We start from the raw sequence: 18,027 nt of genomic DNA on the forward strand, positions 1-18,027 counted from the left end.
TTGACCGAATGAGACATTGACCTGCCGTGATGGATGTCACACGGAAAAACCCGGCACTTCGGGTAGTGGCCGCAACCGAGTGCCTGCAGGCTGTATCAGGACAGTCCAATTACACTGCACTGCAATGGAAGTACTCATCCACTCGCACCGACACTCCGAACCGTACGCAAGTTACCCACGAGTGTTACCCGAGGGTACATCCGGCCTCATCTACCGCAATCATGGCGCCGATCGCACCGATTCGACCGAAACACCTTGCCCCACACACCCTCCTGATCGCGCACACCGCCACAACCGCCCATCCCGGCCACCGGTAGCCAAAACGTGACAAACCCTCATGTTTGCTCCATGCTGTAGCCGGACGGATCACCCGAAGCAGGGGGCGGGTGTTGTCAGCCTCGAACTGTCGCACCGCGACGAGGACGACAGCCGCGGGCTTCACGCAACGATCCGGCCGAACCGCCCTGGGGCAGGGCCCACGGGCAGGTGACCGACACGCATGCCCACGCCAACCACGAGGAGTCGACCGATACATGTTCCCGGCCGCGGTATCCACCAATGACGTGGCACGCGCAGTCGGTGGACTCGGCTTCCTCGATCGGATTGAGCTTCGACGAGCACGGTAGTGCGCACAACCATGGAGAAACGGTGGCAACGAGTATGTTCGAACGGATCGCAGTGGTCAATCGGGGTGAGGCAGCCGTACGCCTCATTCGGGCAGTCCGAGAGCTGAACTCCGAGCACGACTACGACATCACGACGATCGCGCTGCACACCGAGGCCGAACGACGGGCCATGTTCGTCCGTCAGGCCGACGAGGGTGTCATCCTCCGCCCGTCCGCGACAGCGGCGACCCCGTACCTCGATCACGCCGAGCTCGAACGCGCGCTGATCGAATCGAAGGCCGACGCCGTGTGGGTGGGCTGGGGCTTCGTCGCCGAGGATCCCGGATTCGCCGACGTGTGCGCCCGGCTGAACATCACCTTCATCGGCCCGTCCGCCGACGCCATGCGCCTGCTCGGAGACAAGGTCGAAGCCAAGCTCCTCGCGGAGAAGGTCGGCGTGCCCGTCGCGCCGTGGTCCGGCGGTCCCGTCGAGAACCGTGCCGATGCACGCCGTCACGCCCAGGCCATCGGCTACCCGCTGATCATCAAGGCCCGTTCCGGTGGCGGTGGACGTGGCATCCGCAAGGTCTACGCCGAGGACGAGCTCGAGCTCGCCCTCGAACGCACCCAGGGTGAGGCCGAGCGTTCCTTCGGCGACCCGGTCGTGTTCATCGAACGACTGGTCACCGACGCCCGCCACGTGGAGGTGCAGGTCATCGCCGACAACCACGGCAACGTGTGGGCGCCCGGCGTGCGCGACTGCTCCATCCAGCGCAAGAACCAGAAGGTCATCGAAGAGTCCTCCTCCCCGCTGCTCACCAAGGAACAGGCCGACGAGCTGCGCACGGTGTCCGCAGATCTGGTCCGTGCCGCGGGCTACAGCGGTGCCGGCACCGTCGAGTACCTGTACCAGCCCGACCTGAAGATGTTCACCTTCCTCGAGGTCAATACCCGCCTGCAGGTCGAACACCCCATCACCGAAATCACCACCGGTATCGATCTGGTCAAGCTGCAGATCCTCGTCGCGGCCGGCGAGAAGCTCCAGGGCGATTGCCCGCCCGAGTTCGGCCACGCAGTCGAGGCCCGCCTGAACGCCGAGGACGCCGACAACGGTTTCGCCCCCGCGCCCGGCACCGTACAGCTGCTCAAGTTCCCGCTCGGCTCGGGCCTGCGCGTCGACACCGGCATCGCCCAGGGTGACGTGATCCCGCCCGACTACGACTCGATGGTCGCCAAGATCATCGCGTGGGGCCGCGACCGCGACGAAGCCCTCGCCCGCCTCCGCACCGCGCTGCGCGAGACCACCGTCGTCCTCGACGGCGGCACCACCACCAAGTCGTTCCTCCTCGACCTGCTGCGCCGCGCCGAGGTCATCGAGGCCACCGCCGACACCGGCTGGCTCGACCGCACCGGAGCGGGCACGGCCGTCGGGCCGTCGCAGGTCGCCGACATCGCCCTCCTCGCAACCGCCGCCGATGTGTACGACGCCGATGAGGCCCGCGCCCGCGCCGGATTCCTGGCCTCGGCTCGCGGTGGACGACCCCGCGCCGGCCAAACCGGCACTCGCAAGGTCGAACTGAGCTACCAGGGTCAGGGTTACGAACTGCTCGTCGGACAGATCGGACCGCACCGCTACCGCATCGGTGCCGGCGAGTCCGAGCTCGAGGTCGACATCGAGCGTCTCGGTGAGTACGAAACACGACTCACGCTCGACGGACAACGCCACAACATCGTCTCGATCGCCGGACCCGCAAGCTTCCTCGTGGAGGTCGACGGCATCAGCCACCAGATCAGCCAGGACGAAGCAGGTGTGGTGCGCACGCCCGCGCCGGCTGTCGTCGTCGCTGTTCCCGTCGCAGTGGGCGACGAGGTCGAGGCCGGCCAGACACTCGTCGTCCTCGAGTCCATGAAGATGGAAACCGCTGTCCGCGCACCGTTCGCCGGTAAGGTCCGCGAGATCCTCGCGGTCGTCAACGGCCAGGTCGACGCCGGTGCCCCGCTGCTTCGGGTCGATCAGACCGCCGAGGAAGTCACCACCACGGTGACCGAGCGGGTGGAATTCCCGGCGGCAGCACCGGCCGTGACCGACGATGCGGTCGCAGATGCCCACGCTCGTCTCGACCGGCTCGAAGCACTGATCACCGGGTACGACGTGTCGGCAGAGCGCACCGCAACCCTGCTCAGCGAGTACGAGCAGCTCACCACGAAGGCCGCGTCCTGCGACCTGGTGCGCGCCGAACTCGCGCTGCTCACGACGTTCGCCGACGTGTGCGAACTGTCGCGCAACCGGCCGACGCAGGACGAGGAGAACAGCGACGACCGGGTGCACAGCCCCCGCGAGTTCTTCCACGGCTACCTCCAGTCTCTCGACGTCGAGGTCGGCGGACTGCCGGAGAGCTTCCGCGGTCGGCTCTCGCGCGCGCTTCGCCACTACGACGTCACCGAACTCGAGCGCACACCCGAGCTCGAGGAGGCCGTCTACCGGCTGTTCTGCGCGCAGGAACGCATCGAAGCTCAGATCCCTGTGGTCTCCGCCCTGCTCGACCGGTGGCTCGAACACGGCACCGGCGAAACCGGCGTGGCGAGCGAGCTCAGCGAGGTTCTCGACCGACTCATCGTCGCGACGCAGGTCCGCTTCCCTGTCATCGGCGACACTGCCCGCAACCTGCGCTACCACTACTTCGAGGAGCCCGTGATCCGCAAGGCTCGCGCGCAGGTCTACGACGGGGTGCGCGGTTCGCTCGCCTACCTCGCCGAACACCAGGACTCCGACGATTACGCGCAGCGTGTCGAGGCACTCGTCGCCACCCCCGAGCCGCTCATCGATCTCCTCGCGCAGCAGATCGCTCGTCCCGAATCGGTGCCGGGTCCGCTGCTCGAGGTGATCACGCGGCGCGCCTACAAGATCCGCACCCTCGAGGACGTCGAATCCAACGTCCGCGGCGGTCGCCAGTTCGTCACCGGCAACTTCGATCTGCGTGGCACCCGCCTGTACTTGATCTCCGCCGAGGCGACGAACTCCGATCTCGCCGCGCTGCTCGACTCCGTCGAGGACGCCGCGAAGCCGCTGCCGAGCACCGAGAACCTTGTCATCGACCTCTACCTGGCCTGGGACGATGCCCCCGCCGATGCCGACGCTCAGGCGCAGGCCCTGCAGACCGTCCTGGCAGCCAGGACGGTCACCGCGACCGCGCGTCGCGTGACGGTCACTGTGTGTCACACCGACAACGCCGAAGAGCACGTCTTCACTTTCCGGCCCTACGAGTCGGGGTATGCGGAAGAGAGCAACATCCGCGACATCCACCCGCTCACCGGCCAGCGCCTCGACCTGTGGCGCCTGAAGAACTTCGACGGCACACGCCTGCCTGCGAACCTGGACACGTACCTGTACCACATTGTGGCGCAGGACAACCCCTCCGACGAACGGTTCATCGCCCTCGCCGAGGTGCGGGACCTGACGTCGCAGCGCGACGAGTCCGGTGTGATCGTCGGCCTGCCCGCATTCGAGCGGGCACTCGCGAGCTCCCTCGACAGCATGCGCCGCGCGCAGGCCGCCCGAGGCGGGCGTCGCCTCGACGCGAATCGAGTGGTGCTGTTCGTGTGGCCCGTCGTCGACCTGACCGTCGACGACCTGCGTCGAATCGGCCAGAACACCGCACCGCTCACCGTCGGCGCGGGACTCGAGGAGATCACCGTCATCGGCTGGCTTCGCGAGAACCCGGATCAGCCCGCGCGTGAGGTCGCACTGCGATTCTCGTACCGCTCGGGTGCCGGTGTGGTCGTGCGCCTCACCGATCCGCCGAAGGAACCCCTCAAGCCGCTCGACGAGTACACGCAGAAGGTGCAGCGCTCGCGTGCCCGCAACACCGTCTACCCGTACGAGCTGATTCCGCTGCTCACAGGCAACAACGGCAGCTTCGTCGAGTACGACTTCGACGACAAGGGTGAGCTGGTTCCGGTCGACCGCGCATACGGTCGCAACAAGGCCGGTCTGATCGTCGGTGTGATCACCACCCCGACCGAGCTGTACCCCGAGGGCATGACCCGCGTCGCGATGTTCGGTGACCCGACCAAGGCGCTCGGCACCGTCGCAGAGGCCGAATGCTCTCGTGTCGTCGCGGCCGTCGACCTCGCCGAGAAGCTCGGTGCCCCCGTCGAATGGTTTGCGCTGTCGTCGGGTGCGACGATCTCGATGGATTCGGGTACCGAGAACATGGACTGGGTGTCGCGTGCACTGCGTCGCATCATCACGTTCACGCAGAACGGCGGCGAGATCAACGTCGTGGTCACCGGCATCAACGTCGGCGCGCAGCCGTACTGGAATGCCGAAGCGACGATGCTCATGCACACCAAGGGCATCCTGGTGATGACCCCGGACAGCGCGATGGTGCTCACCGGCAAGCAGTCGCTGGACTACTCCGGTGGCGTCTCGGCCGAGGACAACTTCGGTATCGGTGGTTACGACCGCGTCATGGGCCCCAACGGCCAGGCACAGTACTGGGCCCCGAACCTGACCGCCGCAATCGAGGTGCTCTTCGGGCACTACGCCCATGCCTACATTGCTTCCGGCGAGCGTTTCCCCCGCAAGGCGGAGTCGACCGACCCGATCGACCGCGACGTGCGCGTCTACCCGCACGTCCACCCGTCGAGCGACTTCACCACCGTCGGCGACATCTTCTCGTCGGAAACCAACCCGGACCGGAAGAAGCCGTTCGACATCCGCACGGTGATGCGTGCCGTCGTCGACCAGGACCACGCGGTGCTCGAGCGCTGGGCCGACATGGCCGACGCCGACACCTCGGTCGTGTTCGATGCACACCTCGGCGGACATGCGGTCTCCGTCATCGGTATCGAGTCGCGGGCCATCGCTCGTAAGGGCTGGTTCCCGACCGACGGACCGGACCAGTGGACCTCGGGCACACTGTTCCCGAAGTCGTCGAAGAAGACGGCTCGGGCGATCAATGCAGCGAGCGGTAATCGTCCGCTCGTGGTGCTCGCGAACCTGTCGGGCTTCGACGGCTCCCCCGAGTCGCTCCGCAATGTGCAGCTCGAGAACGGCGCCGAGATCGGCCGCGCGATCGTCAACTTCGACGGACCCATCGTGTTCGTCGTGGTCTCCCGCTACCACGGCGGCGCGTTCGTCGTGTTCTCCGGTGCGCTCAACGAGAACATGGAAGTTCTCGCCGTCGAGGGTTCGTTCGCCTCAGTGCTCGGTGGGGCACCCGCCGCTGCCGTGGTGTTCACCCGCGACGTGAACAAGCGCACTGCGAGCGATTCGCGCATCGTCGAGCTCGAAGCCCAGATCGCGGCGGCAGAGGACGGCGAGAAGGCACGTCTCGGTGTCGAGCTCGCGTCGGTTCGGACCTCGGTCCGGTCGGAGAAGCTCGGTGAGGTCGCCGCAGAATTCGAGGCGATCCACAACATCCAGCGCGCTCAGCAGGTCGGGTCGGTGGACGCGATCGTCCCCGCTGCCGAACTGCGCCCGCAGATCATCGCGGCTGTCGAGCGTGGCATTGCGCGGACCCTCGCGTAACGCGTCGTAGGACGACCGAAGCCCCGCACCGGATTCCGGTGCGGGGCTTCGGTCTGTCCGATCCGGACAGGATCAGTCGTCCCAGTCGTCCCAGTCGTCATCGTGCAGGTCGTCATCGTGCAGGTCGTCGCAGCGATCGTCCCAGTCGTCGTAGAAGTCCTCCACGAAGTCGGGAACCCTGTCGTCCCAGTCCTCGAACCAGGCGTCGCAGGTGTTGGTATCGATGAACGGGATTCCGGGCGGTAATGCCGATGCAAGGTCTGCGGAACCGGTCCCGAACCCCGTCGGGGTCGCGGAGCTCACAACGGTGGTGGACGGCGTGGGCACGGTAGGCTCGGATCCTGCCGACACTGCATCCGCCACCGTGGAGATCATGTAGGTCGACGACGCAGTAGGTTCACTGTCCTTCGAGTCCGAAAGCACGAAACCGGTTGTTCCGGCTGCCACCGCGGTCGTCAGCGCTGCGGCTGCCCACCAAGTGCGACTCAGAGCCATGATCGTTCTCCTTCGTAACGGGTGTTCCGTTCTGGACATCCCTTACTCTGGCGCTCAACGATGAGGCTTCCATGAGGCGTAGATGACGGATTCTTCATCTACGAGCGCCCGTCGCGTGCTCACGCGAGCGTTCGGATCCATTCGACGAGCGCCGCCGCGACCTCGTGTGGAGCCTCGGGAATCAGCGCGTGTCCGCTGCCCGGGATGAGAACGGTCGACACCAGTTCGCTCCCGAACTGGTCGACGAGCTCGGCGCGTGTCTCGGGCGGACGGAACACGTCGTCGCCGGCCTGCACATCCAGCAGCGGCGACGGGGCGAGTGGCCACCACGACTCCTTGTCCGTCGCCGACATCGCGGCCCGCTGGGAGGCGATGGCGTCGGGCCACCAGCCCTCGAGCCACACAGACGGGTCGTGACCGTCGGCGAAGAACACCTCCCGCAGGTTCACGAGGCGATCGGAATCGGGCAGCGTCAGGTCGGAGCACTTCGCCACTCGTTCGGTCAGCGACGCAGGGAATCGGCGGGCACCCGCAGCCAGTACAGCGACGCCCCTGACCAGATCGGGACGGTCCACGGCCAGGACACGAGCGACGTAGTGCCCGAACGCATGGCCCGCCAGTATCGCGGGCGCGCCCTCGAGCGCGACGAGTACATCGGCGACGTCACCTGCGAGGTCATGCAGGTCCAGATCCTCGAGAGGCCCCCCACTTGCGCCGACACCTCGAGGCTGAGGACGCACGGCACACAATCCCGCGTCGGCCAAATCCTGCGCAATCGGCTCGAATTCGTAGGAGTCGCGGCCGAGCGACGGCAACAGGACCACCATCGGGCCACTGCCGTTCACCTGGACTTCGAGTTCCGTTCGGCCCGTGTTGATCATCCGAGTCTCCGTCACGCCGTCCATCATTCCAGGTGGTCGGCTCACAGTGATGAGGAAGGGCGGTTGTTCGACACATACGGGACCTCTTGTGCGCAAAATCACAGAATCTTCAACTACCGATGCGAGCGTCCGGGGCAAGCCACCTACGACGATCCGAAATCGCATTCTCCGGCACTCGGTGCTACGAATTGATGCATCCAGTGCATTCACGATACAAAGATCGCTGGCGCCTCGAATGGATTACACCGCAACCGATTTCAAGCACCTGAGCCGGCCGATCAAGATCGCTCCGTCAGAGAACGCATTCGACCTGACCGGCAAGTAACACTGTGCGCCACAGGTAATTCCGGACTCCACCCCGGTCCGAAGAATCGACCCGGCAACGAACAAACACCATGTCCGTACCCGAGGGTAATATTCGAATTTCCTTCTATTTGCCTGCATACCAATCACTTACACATGTTTCTCGATTCGGTGAGGGATTTCGAGGAGATACATTGCACATGACAATCGCGGGAATGTACTGCATCATTGAATGCGCAGGGAACAACGAGCAGGGGCGCTCGACAAACACACGCGAAGCAGGGGACCACTCGCAATCGCGAACTACCACAAGACCATCGGGCATACGCAGCTCCGAAGGCACGTCGCCGTGCCTGAAGCGATCGCCGTCAGTCAGAGGAGACGACAATGACCAGCACCGCCGAACCCACCAAGCAGATCGTTCAGGGTAACAAGCTGCGTGGACGAGTCGCCTTCGTCACGGGAGGCACCCGGGGCATCGGTGCCGCAATCAGCCGCAGCCTGGCCACTCAGGGCGCGACCGTGGCAGCAGGCTACGCACGCAACACCTCACAGGCAGACCAGTTCCTGGCCGACCTGAATGCCACAGGTCGCAACGACGTCAACTACTCCGTACACAAGGGTGACGTCGCCAGCGCCGAGGACTGCCGCCGGACCATCGACGAGGTCATCGCCGAGCACGGCCGTATCGACATCCTGATCAACAACGCCGGCATCACCATCGACCGCACGGTGCTGAAGATGGAGGACGACGACTGGGACAAGGTCATCTCCGTCAACCTCTCCGGCGCGTTCTACCTGGCCCAGGCGGCTCTTCGCCACATGCTCGAGCGCGGTACCGGCCGTATCGTCAACGTGTCGTCGGTCATCGGCGAGACAGGCAACATCGGCCAGGCGAACTACGCCGCATCCAAGGCAGGTCTCTTCGGCCTCACCAAGACTCTTGCCAAGGAAGCCACGTTCCACCTGGGCAAGGCCGGCCTGCTCACCCCCGACAGCATCGGCGTCACTGTCAACACTGTCACCCCGGGCTTCGTCGCCACCGAAATGGTCGAGTCCATCCCGGAGAAGGTCCTCGGACGCATCACCGACAGCATCCCGGTGAAGCGCCTTGCCGACCCGCAGGAAATCGCCCGGGTCGTCCACTTCCTCGCTGCCGACGCCTCTTCCTACATCACCGGTCAGGTGTGGGGCGTCAACGGCGGACTCGACATGTGACCGCTCACTTCACTTTCCATCCCACACCACTGAACGGTTCACATCTCACATGCAATCCTTCGAGCTCAACCGGAACGGCAAGATCGTCTTCCCGTCCAACTTCTTTCCCGATCTCGATTTCTCGGCATTCACCAGCGTCGAGCATCTCGACGCGGTGATCCGCCGCGATTTCGATACAAAGGCCCCCTCGGTCTCCGAAATTCTCTCGCGCAGCGCTCAGGGCGTCTACAAGTCCAAGTTCGAACTCATGCGAGACATGGCACTGAGCGGGTTCTGGGCGAATCGGTTCGCGCTCACCATGTTCGACAAGAAGCCGACGCGGTGGTCCGATGTCCCCCGGAACCGCGACGACATCTACATGCCGACGCTCACTCCGTGGCCGGAGGCAGCGGATCGCATGGCTGCCGTCCAAAGCGCCTATCGCGAACTTCCTGCCGCGTGGGACGAATCCGCCGAGAATCTCATCTTCGCGCGACTGTTCAATGTCTTCGGGTCTCGCCGGCACATCGCGGGATCGTTACCCACCGTCAAGCCGACGGTCGAGCAGCTGCTCTCCGACCCGAACAACATGACGCTCCGGATCGGCAATCACGATCCCGACTTCCCGATCTACACGTACGACGAGGTCCTCGACAGTAGCGAGGACGTCGCCGAGCTCGAGGCACTCGGTCGGTGGTCGATGGTGCTGCACAACCAGCATCCCTACAACCGCAACGACATCGAGGTCGTGAAGGTCTCGGATCTGAGAGACGACGACTACGTCGTCATCTTCACACCGCGCGACCGGGAAGTGCAGCGCTTCATCACCCGTGCGACGTCCGGCAAGACCCGCAAGGGCGTGAGCTACACCAGCCCCACGCCCGTCGCGCCGTCGAAGCCCTTCCCGGCCATCGACGTCAACAAGGAGTTCGCGGTCCGGCCGCGCATCGATGCTCTCGCGGTCGCGCACGGCGACACTGTCTGCACCAACGAAGACCTGATCCGGAACACCGCATACAACTGGTCGCCGATGACGGCCGAGTCCATCGCCGCGAAGACCGGGATCGAGCAGCGCCGCTACACGTCCGGCACGTTCGAAGATCTCGCGCTGTCGGCTGCGAAGCAGGCAGTCGAGCACGCGAAGGTCGGCCCCGAGAATATCGGCGCGGTCATCGTGTGCACCTGCACGAGTGGACGGCTGATCCCGTCGCTCGCCACATGGATCTCCGGTGAACTCGGAATCGCGCAGAGCCACGCGTCGTACGACCTCATCGCGGCGTGCGCGGGCATGCCCTACGGACTTGCCGAGGCGACCCGGATCATGCAGCAGGTCAAGCGGCCGGTGCTGGTGGTGTGCGTCGAGAAGTTCTCCGACAAGATCGGCAATGTGCGTCCCTCGCGCATGATCTTCGGTGACGGTGCTGCGGCGATCGTCGTGTCGCCGGCCGATGAAGAGGCCGACACCGACATCGAGTACTTCAACAGCTACGCGAGTGGTCCTACGAGCGAGGTCAATTCGATCATCTGGCCCAACCCGGACTTCGACAACTCCATCACCGTCTACGGACCCGAGGTCAAATCTCTGGCCGGCCGTTACCTGACGCAAATGCTCGACGAGATCAAGGAATTGCCCGCCCCGGCCGGTAAGGACGGGTCGCTGCTCGACAACATCGACCTGATCGTTCCGCACCAGGCGAACAAGACGATGATCATCGAGCTCGCCGCGGCTGCAGGGCTGTCGGCCGATCGTCTGTACTTCAACATCGAACAGGTCGGCAACGCGTCGTCGGCGAGCATCCCGCTCGCGATCCACGATGCTGTCCGCGACGGTGTTATCGACAAGCCGGTCCGCATCTTCGCACCCGGGTTCGGTGCCGGCGCAGTTGCGGGTTACACCGTGATGCGTATCGATCCGAAGGTGGTCGCCCCGTTCCGCGCGGCGGAAGAGCACGCCGCGATCGATCCGACCCAGGGGCAGCCGTCGCCGTCCGACGTGGAGCTCGCGTTCAACTAGAAGACCATTTGTGCCGATCGTCCCGTTCGCAACGTTTTGTGCGGACGGGACGATACCCATTTCGAGGTCGCATTTCCCGGATGACCTCGACATGATCCGAAAGGCATACCCAATGAAAATTCGGCGTCTGACTGCCGCAACTCTGAGCTGCCTGGCCCTGACGGTCGTTGCTCCCGCTTCTGCGAACGCGTTCACCCTGGTCGATCTCCTCCCCAAGGGCGTAGCCGATCTGATTCCGAGCGGATCGTGGAACCCGTTCGCGCCCCCGCCGCTTCCGGCGCCCGAAGCGCCGCAGCCGCAGCCGCAGGACCTTCCACCGGCACCAGCACCGGCACCGGCACCGCAGCAGTCTGCCCCCGCACCTGCACCGCGTTCGGCGCCGAGCGGCGGATTCAAGAACTGCACCGAAGCGTGGAATGCCGGGGCAGCACCTGTCTACCGCGACGATCCGGGATACGCACCGCGCCTCGACCGCGACAGCGACGGCATCGGCTGCGAGAACGATCCGCGCTGATCCTGATACAGGCTGATCCTGATACAGGTAGAGGCTCTTCCGTCCGATCCGACGGAAGAGCCTCTACATAGTTGTGATGTCAGAGCCAACGCGGGGGTGTCAGCTCTCCCCCTTCGACTCCGACGGCGCCACGGCCGGCAGCCCAGCGCACGACAGCGGGAAGTGAGCCCTGCACCTTGTGGGTGATCTCGGAATCCTCCTGCACCACGACCGGGGTGCTGCCGTCGACCTCGATCGCAATACCCGCACCGAGATCTTTCTTGCGCCACATTCCGACGATGTCGTCGAGCAGAGACTCGAGGACGACCGTCGGGAAGTCGCTGAAACGTCCGCCGTTGTCGAGGTCGACTGCGTGGATCCACACCTCGCGGGTGCGCATCCACGCAGTCTCCTCCGCGGGAACAAGTCTGCCCTGTGCAGTACGCACCTGCGCCTGCCATGCCGACTCCGGCAGGTTCCGCCACTTCTCGTCGAGCCGTGCGACGGTGTGGGCGAACAGGTTCCGGAGCGCTGCGGGACTCAGCGTGGCTCCCTCTGCGATCTCCTGGCCACGCTGCTCGGTCGATGAGTACATCGGGGTCTCGACACCTGTTGCAGCCCAATCCAGAAGCCGGCACAGGGCCGCGGCGTTGTACCCGATATGTGCGACGAGGTGCCGTCGGGTCCACCCGTCGAGCAGGGTCGGTCCGTCGAGTTCGTCATCGGTCAGCTCCGCTAGCCGCTGCGACAGATATGCCGTGCCGCGCCGGGCGATCAGCAGACGCTCGGAGAGTTCGAGATCGTTGAATCCCACGTCCGGTTCTCCTATTTGATGATCGTCTTGTTCTTGACGGTGCCGAGGCCTTCGATGGTGACCTCGACAGTCTCGCCGTTCTGGATGTACCGCGCGGGCTTGCGGGCGTGGCCGACGCCGCCGGTGGTGCCGGTGATGATGACGTCGCCGGGCTGCAGGGTGACGATGTGCGAGATGTAGTCGACGAGCTTGGCAGGGGTGAACACCAGGTCCCGAGTGTTCGAGGACTGCATGATTTCACCTTCGAGAACGGTCTCGATCTTGGTGCCGAGCGTGTAGTCGGTGTCGAGGAACGGTCCGAAGCCGCTGGTCTTCTCGAAGGTCTTGCCCTGGTCCCACTGCAGCGTGCGGTACTGGTAGTCGCGCATCGTGTAGTCGTTGATCACCGAGTAGCCTGCGATGTAGTCGGCGGCATCGTTCTCGGACACCTGGTAGGCCTGCTTGCCGATGACGACAGCCAGTTCCGCTTCCCAGTCGAGCTGCGAACCTGCGTATTCGGGCACGATCACATCGTCGTAGGGGCCAGTGAGGGCTTCCTTGAACTTCGAGAACAGGGTCGGGAACTCGGGGAGGTCGCGGCCCATCTCCTTGATGTGCGTTGCGTAGTTCAGGCCGACACACACGATCTTGCCGGGGCTGGGCACCACCGGTGCGTAATCGGCGTTCGCGAGGTCGACGGTCTTGCCGGAAGCCTTTTCGGCGACGGACTTCCAGCCTGCATCGTCGAGCAGCGCGGACAGGTCGGCGTAACCGTCGATCACGGTTGCGGCGGAGCCGCTGTCGACCCTCACGGCAGCGGTCGTGCCGTCGAGGCGGAGAGTGGCGAGTCGCATGAGTTTCAGGCTCCTTCGGAGATGATGGTGCGGTTGAAGTGGAGACGCTCGACGATCGGTGCGTCCGAGAACGCGAACAGGTCGATTCCGTTGTCGGTTTCGAGTGACCACTCCGTCCATGACGGCACCACGATCATGTCGCCCTTAGCGACATCCTGGCTCTGATCGCCGAGATGGAAGCGGCCCTGGCCCTCGAAGACCTGGAACACCACGGAGCCGACATCGCGGCGCTTCCGCGTGTGCGCACCGGCGCGGAGGCGGTGGAACTCGGCGCGGATCGTCGGCATGACGTCGCCGCCGGTGGTGGGGTTGGTGTAGCGGATCGCGGCGTGGCCCGGTTCCGGCGTCGCTGCGTAGCCCTCGTCCTCGAGCGCCAGCTGCTCATCGAGAGCTCGGTCGGTGTGGACCCAGCGGTAGCACGCGATCGGTGAGCTGGACTTGCGGTCGAGTCCGACGAGCGGACGTAGACCGGGGTGCGCCCACAGCCGCTCCGAGCGGGAGATGTCCGGGGTGCTCTCGTCGGTCACACCGTCGGACCCGAACTCGAAGAATCCGGTGTCGGTGTAGTGGACGAACGGAATGTCGAGCCCATCGATCCATGCCATCGGCTGATCGGTCTCGTTGTGGTGACCGTGGAAGTTCCACCCGGGCGTGAGCAGGAAATCGCCGCGGCGCATCGCGACCGGGTCGCCGTTGACGACGGTCCACACGCCTTCGCCCTCGACGACGAAGCGGAAAGCGTTCTGCGAGTGACGGTGTTCGGGTGCTGTTTCCTTCGGCCCCAGGTACTGGATCGCGGCCCACAGGGTGGGGGTGACATACGGGACGCCGCCGAGGCCGGGGTTCGCAAGTGAGATGGCGCGACGTTCACCGCCGCGACCGACCGGCACGAGATCACCGGCGCGCTGCGCGAGCGGGTACAGCGTCGACCACTTCCATACGAACGGCACCGCCTTGGACGTCGGCGCCATCGGCATGAGGTCGCCGAGCTGCGTCCACAGAGGGTTCAGGTTCTCGGTGGCGAAGTCGTCGTAGAGCTTGCTGAGTTCCGGGTCCATGGGTTCGGGGTCCATGGGTTCGGTGGCGGTCATCGGTCTCCTCGTCAAACGTGCAGCACATGTCCGGCTTGCCGTCCAACGTATGTCCGGTCACTCATCGAGCGGTACTAGTTTCTTCTGTGCAGAACTCTTGACCTCGTCCGGTTCGATGCCCGCGACGTCCAACTGAATGCCACGGACGGTAGCGTGCATCTGGTTGACCAACTGCCCGCGTAGATGTGCCCGGTAGCGGGTGACGGGCACCGCGGCGGTCAGCGCCGCAATCGCGTGACCCCTGCCGTTGCGGATCGCCACACCGAGTGCCGCGACCCCTTCCTCGGTGTGCTCGACGTTCACCGCGAACTTCACGTTCCGCGCAGCCTCGAGCTCGTGGACGAAGACCTCGAACTCCCCCACCGCCATCCTCCGATCGGTGTCGTAGGCGGGCGAAGGCCCCTGATCGATTCGGGGCTCGTCGGCCGGACGCAGGTACAACTGCTCCAGAACCGCGCGCGGCTGCTCGGCCAGGAGGATGCGCCCACCCGCTGTGAGCTCGGCCGGAAGAACCTGGCCTTGCCGATCGCCCACCCGCAGGATCGATTCGGTCTCCTCGGTCCACAGGAACCGCGCCTGCGACCCGATCCTGATGACGAGGTTGATAGTCTCCCCTGCCAGCGAGGCGAGCGCCTCCATGTGCGGCCGCGACAGTTCGGTGAGTTCGCGGGTCCAGCCCTGCCGCGCCGGCCCCACCCCCATGGCCGGTCCGGGGTGGTAGATCCGCTTCTCATCCTGCACTGCGAACCCGCGGTAGACCAGCATGGCGAGCAGGCGATGCGCGGTCGACTGTGCCGTCCCGAGCTCTTCCGCAGCTTCCTTCAAGCGCAGCGCACCCACATCACGCAGCATCTGGAGCAGGCGAAGTGCATTGTCGACCGACTCCAGAGCATATGTCGGCCGCTCGATCCTGCCCGGTTTCTTCTGCATAGCAGAACTCTATTGCATGGCTGTCCGCACCACACCCAAGGTGGAGAAACTCGCAGGGCGACACGGCCCGCTGACCTGACCACCCTTGAAACCGAAGGAGCCTCACCTGATGCCCGATCTGAAGGACGCACGGGTCCTCATTGCCGGCGGCGGCATCGGCGGCGTCGCCAATGCCCTGGCCCTCTCCCTGAAGGGCGCCCAGGTCACGCTGTTCGAGCGGGCCCCGGAATTCGGTGAGGTCGGTGCCGGCCTTCAGATCGGCCCACACGGCAGCCGAATCCTCCAGTCACTCGGCGTCTACGACGAGGTGATCTCCAAGGGTGTCCTGCCCAAGAATCTCGTCTTCCGCGATGCCGTCACCTCCGAGATCCTGACCAAGGTCGATCTCGGTCGCGAGTACCAAGAGCACTACGGCGGCGTGTACTTCGTGGTCCACCGCTCCGACCTGCATTCGGTGCTCGTCGAGGCTGCCCGCAAGGCCGGCGCTGATCTTCGCGTCAGTTCGACCGTGCAGGACGTCATCACCGAGGGCGACACCGTGCGCGTCATCCTCGAGGACGGCTCCGAGCACGTCGGTGACGTCGCGCTCGGCATGGACGGACTGCACTCGCGTCTGCGTCCGAAGCTGCACGACGACAAGCCCGTCGGTTCCGGATACGTCGCATTCCGAGGCACATTCCCGATGAACGAGGTTCCGCTCGAGGAGGAGATCGAGGACGTCGTCGGCTACATCGGCCCGCGCTGCCACTTCATCCAGTACCCGCTGCGGGACGGCGAGATGCTCAACCAGGTGGCCGTCTTCCAGTCGCCCGCGTTCCTGCGCGGTGAGGAGAAGTGGGGCAGCCCAGAGGAGTTGGCACAGGCCTACGACCACTGCCACGACTCGGTCAAGGAAGCGTTGAAGTATCTGTGGACCGACCGATGGTGGCCGATGTTCGACCGCAACCCGGTCGACAACTGGGTCGACGGCCGCATGCTCCTGCTCGGCGATGCTGCGCACCCGCCACTGCAATACCTGGCGTCCGGGGCAGTCATGGCGCTCGAGGACGCACGGTGCCTTGCCGACTACGCCGCCGAGGATCTTCGGGGCGACACGAAGAACTGGCCGAAGATCCTGCGCGATGTCAACGCCGAACGCGCGCCGCGCTGCAACCGCATCCTCACGGTCGGTCGCATGTGGGGCGATCTGTGGCACCTCGACGGCGCGGGCCGCGAAGCGCGCAACGAATTGTTCCGCACCCGCGACACGTCGAGCTACAAGTACACCGACTGGCTGTGGGATTACAGCTCCGATCGCAATCGCTGACCGTTCCGGTCGTTCCCGTCAGACTCGCAGTGGATCCCGCGGGGACGACAACGCGACAATCGCCTTGCGGCGCAGTACGTAACGCCGCAAGGCCCGGCGATCGCCCGCACCGACCTGCACACCCCACATCTTCTGCGCATTGGGATGCATCAATGCACGAACCGCACGCGTCTTCCCCCCGGGCCGAGCGCAGGCCCCGGCCGAAGAATCGGCGGGACCAGATCGCCACCGCGGCCGCGATCGCCTTCAGCGAACGTGGCTACCACGGCGTGAGTGTCGAAGACATCGCCGACGAGGTAGGAATCACCAAATCTGCCCTTTACCGCCATTTCCCGGGAAAGTACGCCCTCTTCCTCAATTCGGCTCTCATACTCCTGGATGCCCTGGAGACCGCTCTCGAGAGCTCACCGACGGGCGACACCGAATCAGCTCCGGACGAGCTCCGCTCGTATCTCTGCGCCATCATCGGCACCACGATCGCGAACCGACGCACCGCAGGCATCTACCGCTGGGAACGGCGGTATCTGCGACCGGAGGATCGCTCCCCTATCCGCCGGCGCGCGTGGGAGGTCAACCGCAGGATCGGCGAATGCATGAGCCGTATCCGCCCGGATATCTCCAACACGGACACATTCGTGCTCGTTGCCTCGATGCTCAGCGCAATCGGCAGCATCACCGCGCACAACCTCACCCTTGCTCCGCGCCGCATCGAACACATTCTTCTCGACGCGTGCATGGCATTGTCCCGTTCGGATCTCCTTTCGGAAGAACATTTTCCGTCGATACCCCTTGTTCCGCGCCGCCCGCCGTCAGTGAACAACATGCGCGAGGATCTTCTGCAATCGGCGATAGAACTCTTCCATCGGGAGGGATACGCGGAGGTCGGGGTGGAGGAGATCGCCTCGACCGTAGGGCTTCCCGCATCGGGTATTTACCGCTACTTCCCATCGAAGGCCGATATCCTCGCAGCCGCCTTCTACCGTGCGATCGATCGTCTCGAGACATCGATCGAGTCGGCGCTTCACGAGGCCTCGAACCCACGAGACGGCCTCGAAGCACTCGCCGCGGTGTATATCGACCTCTGTATCTCGCAGCGGGAGTTGATGTCTGTGTACTTTGCGGAGCTGATCAACGTGCCTCCCGGACCGCGAGCGGATCTACGCATGCGTCAGCGGCTCGACGTCGAGCCGTGGGCCCCTCTCCTCAACGAATTGCGTCCGGAGCTGTCGTCCGTCGAATCTCGATTCCTTCTGTACGCGGCACTCGACCTGGTCCCCGACCTCGAAGTGTTCCTCGGCCCCAACGCTGTGCGGCAGCAGGCACCGCGCATCCATGTGGTGATGATGTCGGTGCTGCTCGGATCCGAATCCGAACACATTCCGTGTACCGAATTCGAGTGCCGCTGAGCCGCTGAGGCCCGGACTGCTCTGGAGGCGCAACACACGCGAACAGAAAAGGCAGGCACCGTCCGTCGACCGAATGTGCATGCCTTCTTCGCGCGCGGCCATCAGAAGGAAGGCATGCTGGGAGGT

General features: G+C 64.8%; 13 protein-coding genes. 6 read left to right on the forward strand and 7 right to left on the reverse strand.

Annotated features, from left to right (window positions below):
- Window positions 1-660: 660 nt before the first annotated feature.
- On the forward strand, window positions 661-6,138 hold the full coding sequence (locus ACZ46K_RS24380) for an ATP-binding protein (protein ID WP_464749455.1): 5,478 nt from the start codon (window positions 661-663) through the stop codon (window positions 6,136-6,138).
- A 72-nt stretch (window positions 6,139-6,210) separates the two neighbouring features.
- Here ACZ46K_RS24380 and ACZ46K_RS24385 read toward each other — a convergent pair whose 3' ends face one another.
- Both ACZ46K_RS24385 and ACZ46K_RS24390 read right to left on the reverse strand, forming a co-directional pair.
- Window positions 6,211-6,633 (reverse strand): RodZ family helix-turn-helix domain-containing protein, encoded by a 423-nt coding sequence (locus tag ACZ46K_RS24385; RefSeq protein WP_054806118.1) that lies wholly within the window; start codon window positions 6,631-6,633, stop codon window positions 6,211-6,213.
- Window positions 6,634-6,752: 119 nt separating this feature from the next.
- The gene (locus ACZ46K_RS24390) at window positions 6,753-7,514 is read right to left on the reverse strand and encodes an alpha/beta fold hydrolase (RefSeq protein WP_464749456.1); all 762 of its coding nucleotides are present in this window, start codon (window positions 7,512-7,514) and stop codon (window positions 6,753-6,755) included.
- A gap of 690 nt (window positions 7,515-8,204) precedes the next feature.
- On the opposite strand from ACZ46K_RS24390, the gene ACZ46K_RS24395 reads away from it, so the two are divergent.
- The 3 genes from ACZ46K_RS24395 (at window position 8,205) to ACZ46K_RS24405 (ending at window position 11,542) form a co-directional block, all read left to right on the forward strand.
- The gene (locus tag ACZ46K_RS24395; protein WP_054806117.1) at window positions 8,205-9,035 is read left to right on the forward strand and encodes a beta-ketoacyl-ACP reductase; all 831 of its coding nucleotides are present in this window, start codon (window positions 8,205-8,207) and stop codon (window positions 9,033-9,035) included.
- Between the two features lie 49 nt (window positions 9,036-9,084).
- Complete coding sequence (locus ACZ46K_RS24400) at window positions 9,085-11,028, forward strand: ketoacyl-ACP synthase III (RefSeq protein WP_054810355.1); 1,944 nt, start codon at window positions 9,085-9,087, stop codon at window positions 11,026-11,028.
- Window positions 11,029-11,140: 112 nt separating this feature from the next.
- Window positions 11,141-11,542: an excalibur calcium-binding domain-containing protein gene (locus tag ACZ46K_RS24405; RefSeq protein ID WP_464745220.1), complete on the forward strand. Its 402-nt coding sequence runs from the start codon at window positions 11,141-11,143 to the stop codon at window positions 11,540-11,542.
- A 79-nt stretch (window positions 11,543-11,621) separates the two neighbouring features.
- Here the strand turns inward: ACZ46K_RS24405 and ACZ46K_RS24410 are convergent, their stop codons facing one another.
- The 4 genes from ACZ46K_RS24410 to ACZ46K_RS24425 are packed head-to-tail and all read right to left on the reverse strand — an operon-like array spanning window position 11,622 to window position 15,189.
- Window positions 11,622-12,335: a maleylpyruvate isomerase family mycothiol-dependent enzyme gene (locus ACZ46K_RS24410; protein ID WP_464745222.1), complete on the reverse strand. Its 714-nt coding sequence runs from the start codon at window positions 12,333-12,335 to the stop codon at window positions 11,622-11,624.
- 11 nt (window positions 12,336-12,346) lie between these two features.
- Window positions 12,347-13,168 carry a fumarylacetoacetate hydrolase family protein gene (locus ACZ46K_RS24415; protein WP_054806116.1) on the reverse strand — a complete coding sequence of 274 codons (822 nt, stop codon included), beginning with the start codon at window positions 13,166-13,168 and terminating at the stop codon, window positions 12,347-12,349.
- Window positions 13,169-13,173: 5 nt separating this feature from the next.
- A complete protein-coding gene (locus tag ACZ46K_RS24420; RefSeq protein WP_464745224.1) occupies window positions 13,174-14,259 on the reverse strand; it encodes a cupin domain-containing protein in 1,086 nt (361 codons plus the stop codon).
- Window positions 14,260-14,316: 57 nt separating this feature from the next.
- Entirely contained in the window at window positions 14,317-15,189 is an 873-nt protein-coding gene (locus ACZ46K_RS24425) for an IclR family transcriptional regulator (RefSeq protein WP_464745226.1), read from the reverse strand.
- 109 nt (window positions 15,190-15,298) lie between these two features.
- On the opposite strand from ACZ46K_RS24425, the gene ACZ46K_RS24430 reads away from it, so the two are divergent.
- A complete protein-coding gene (locus ACZ46K_RS24430; RefSeq protein ID WP_464745228.1) occupies window positions 15,299-16,495 on the forward strand; it encodes an FAD-dependent monooxygenase in 1,197 nt (398 codons plus the stop codon).
- A gap of 18 nt (window positions 16,496-16,513) precedes the next feature.
- On the opposite strand, the gene ACZ46K_RS24435 is transcribed toward ACZ46K_RS24430, so the two are convergent.
- Window positions 16,514-16,645, reverse strand: coding sequence for a hypothetical protein (locus ACZ46K_RS24435; RefSeq protein WP_464745230.1), 132 nt, complete (start codon window positions 16,643-16,645; stop codon window positions 16,514-16,516).
- Between the two features lie 2 nt (window positions 16,646-16,647).
- Between ACZ46K_RS24435 and ACZ46K_RS24440 the strand changes: the two genes are divergently transcribed.
- Window positions 16,648-17,901 (forward strand): TetR/AcrR family transcriptional regulator, encoded by a 1,254-nt coding sequence (locus tag ACZ46K_RS24440; RefSeq protein WP_464745232.1) that lies wholly within the window; start codon window positions 16,648-16,650, stop codon window positions 17,899-17,901.
- Window positions 17,902-18,027: the final 126 nt, after the last annotated feature.

Source organism: Rhodococcus sp. JCM 9793 (genome assembly GCF_055380405.1).

Bases quoted from the DNA above. Each gene is read 5' to 3' on its own strand.
- ACZ46K_RS24380 (WP_464749455.1), top strand. From the start codon at position 661: ATGTTCGAACGGATCGCAGTGGTCAATCGGGGTGAGGCAGCCGTACGC.
- ACZ46K_RS24385 (WP_054806118.1), bottom strand. From the start codon at position 6,633: ATGGCTCTGAGTCGCACTTGGTGGGCAGCCGCAGCGCTGACGACCGCG.
- ACZ46K_RS24390 (WP_464749456.1), bottom strand. From the start codon at position 7,514: ATGATCAACACGGGCCGAACGGAACTCGAAGTCCAGGTGAACGGCAGT.
- ACZ46K_RS24395 (WP_054806117.1), top strand. From the start codon at position 8,205: ATGACCAGCACCGCCGAACCCACCAAGCAGATCGTTCAGGGTAACAAG.
- ACZ46K_RS24400 (WP_054810355.1), top strand. From the start codon at position 9,085: ATGCAATCCTTCGAGCTCAACCGGAACGGCAAGATCGTCTTCCCGTCC.
- ACZ46K_RS24405 (WP_464745220.1), top strand. From the start codon at position 11,141: ATGAAAATTCGGCGTCTGACTGCCGCAACTCTGAGCTGCCTGGCCCTG.
- ACZ46K_RS24415 (WP_054806116.1), bottom strand. From the start codon at position 13,168: ATGCGACTCGCCACTCTCCGCCTCGACGGCACGACCGCTGCCGTGAGG.
- ACZ46K_RS24420 (WP_464745224.1), bottom strand. From the start codon at position 14,259: ATGACCGCCACCGAACCCATGGACCCCGAACCCATGGACCCGGAACTC.
- ACZ46K_RS24425 (WP_464745226.1), bottom strand. From the start codon at position 15,189: ATGCAGAAGAAACCGGGCAGGATCGAGCGGCCGACATATGCTCTGGAG.
- ACZ46K_RS24430 (WP_464745228.1), top strand. From the start codon at position 15,299: ATGCCCGATCTGAAGGACGCACGGGTCCTCATTGCCGGCGGCGGCATC.
- ACZ46K_RS24435 (WP_464745230.1), bottom strand. From the start codon at position 16,645: ATGCATCCCAATGCGCAGAAGATGTGGGGTGTGCAGGTCGGTGCGGGC.
- ACZ46K_RS24440 (WP_464745232.1), top strand. From the start codon at position 16,648: ATGCACGAACCGCACGCGTCTTCCCCCCGGGCCGAGCGCAGGCCCCGG.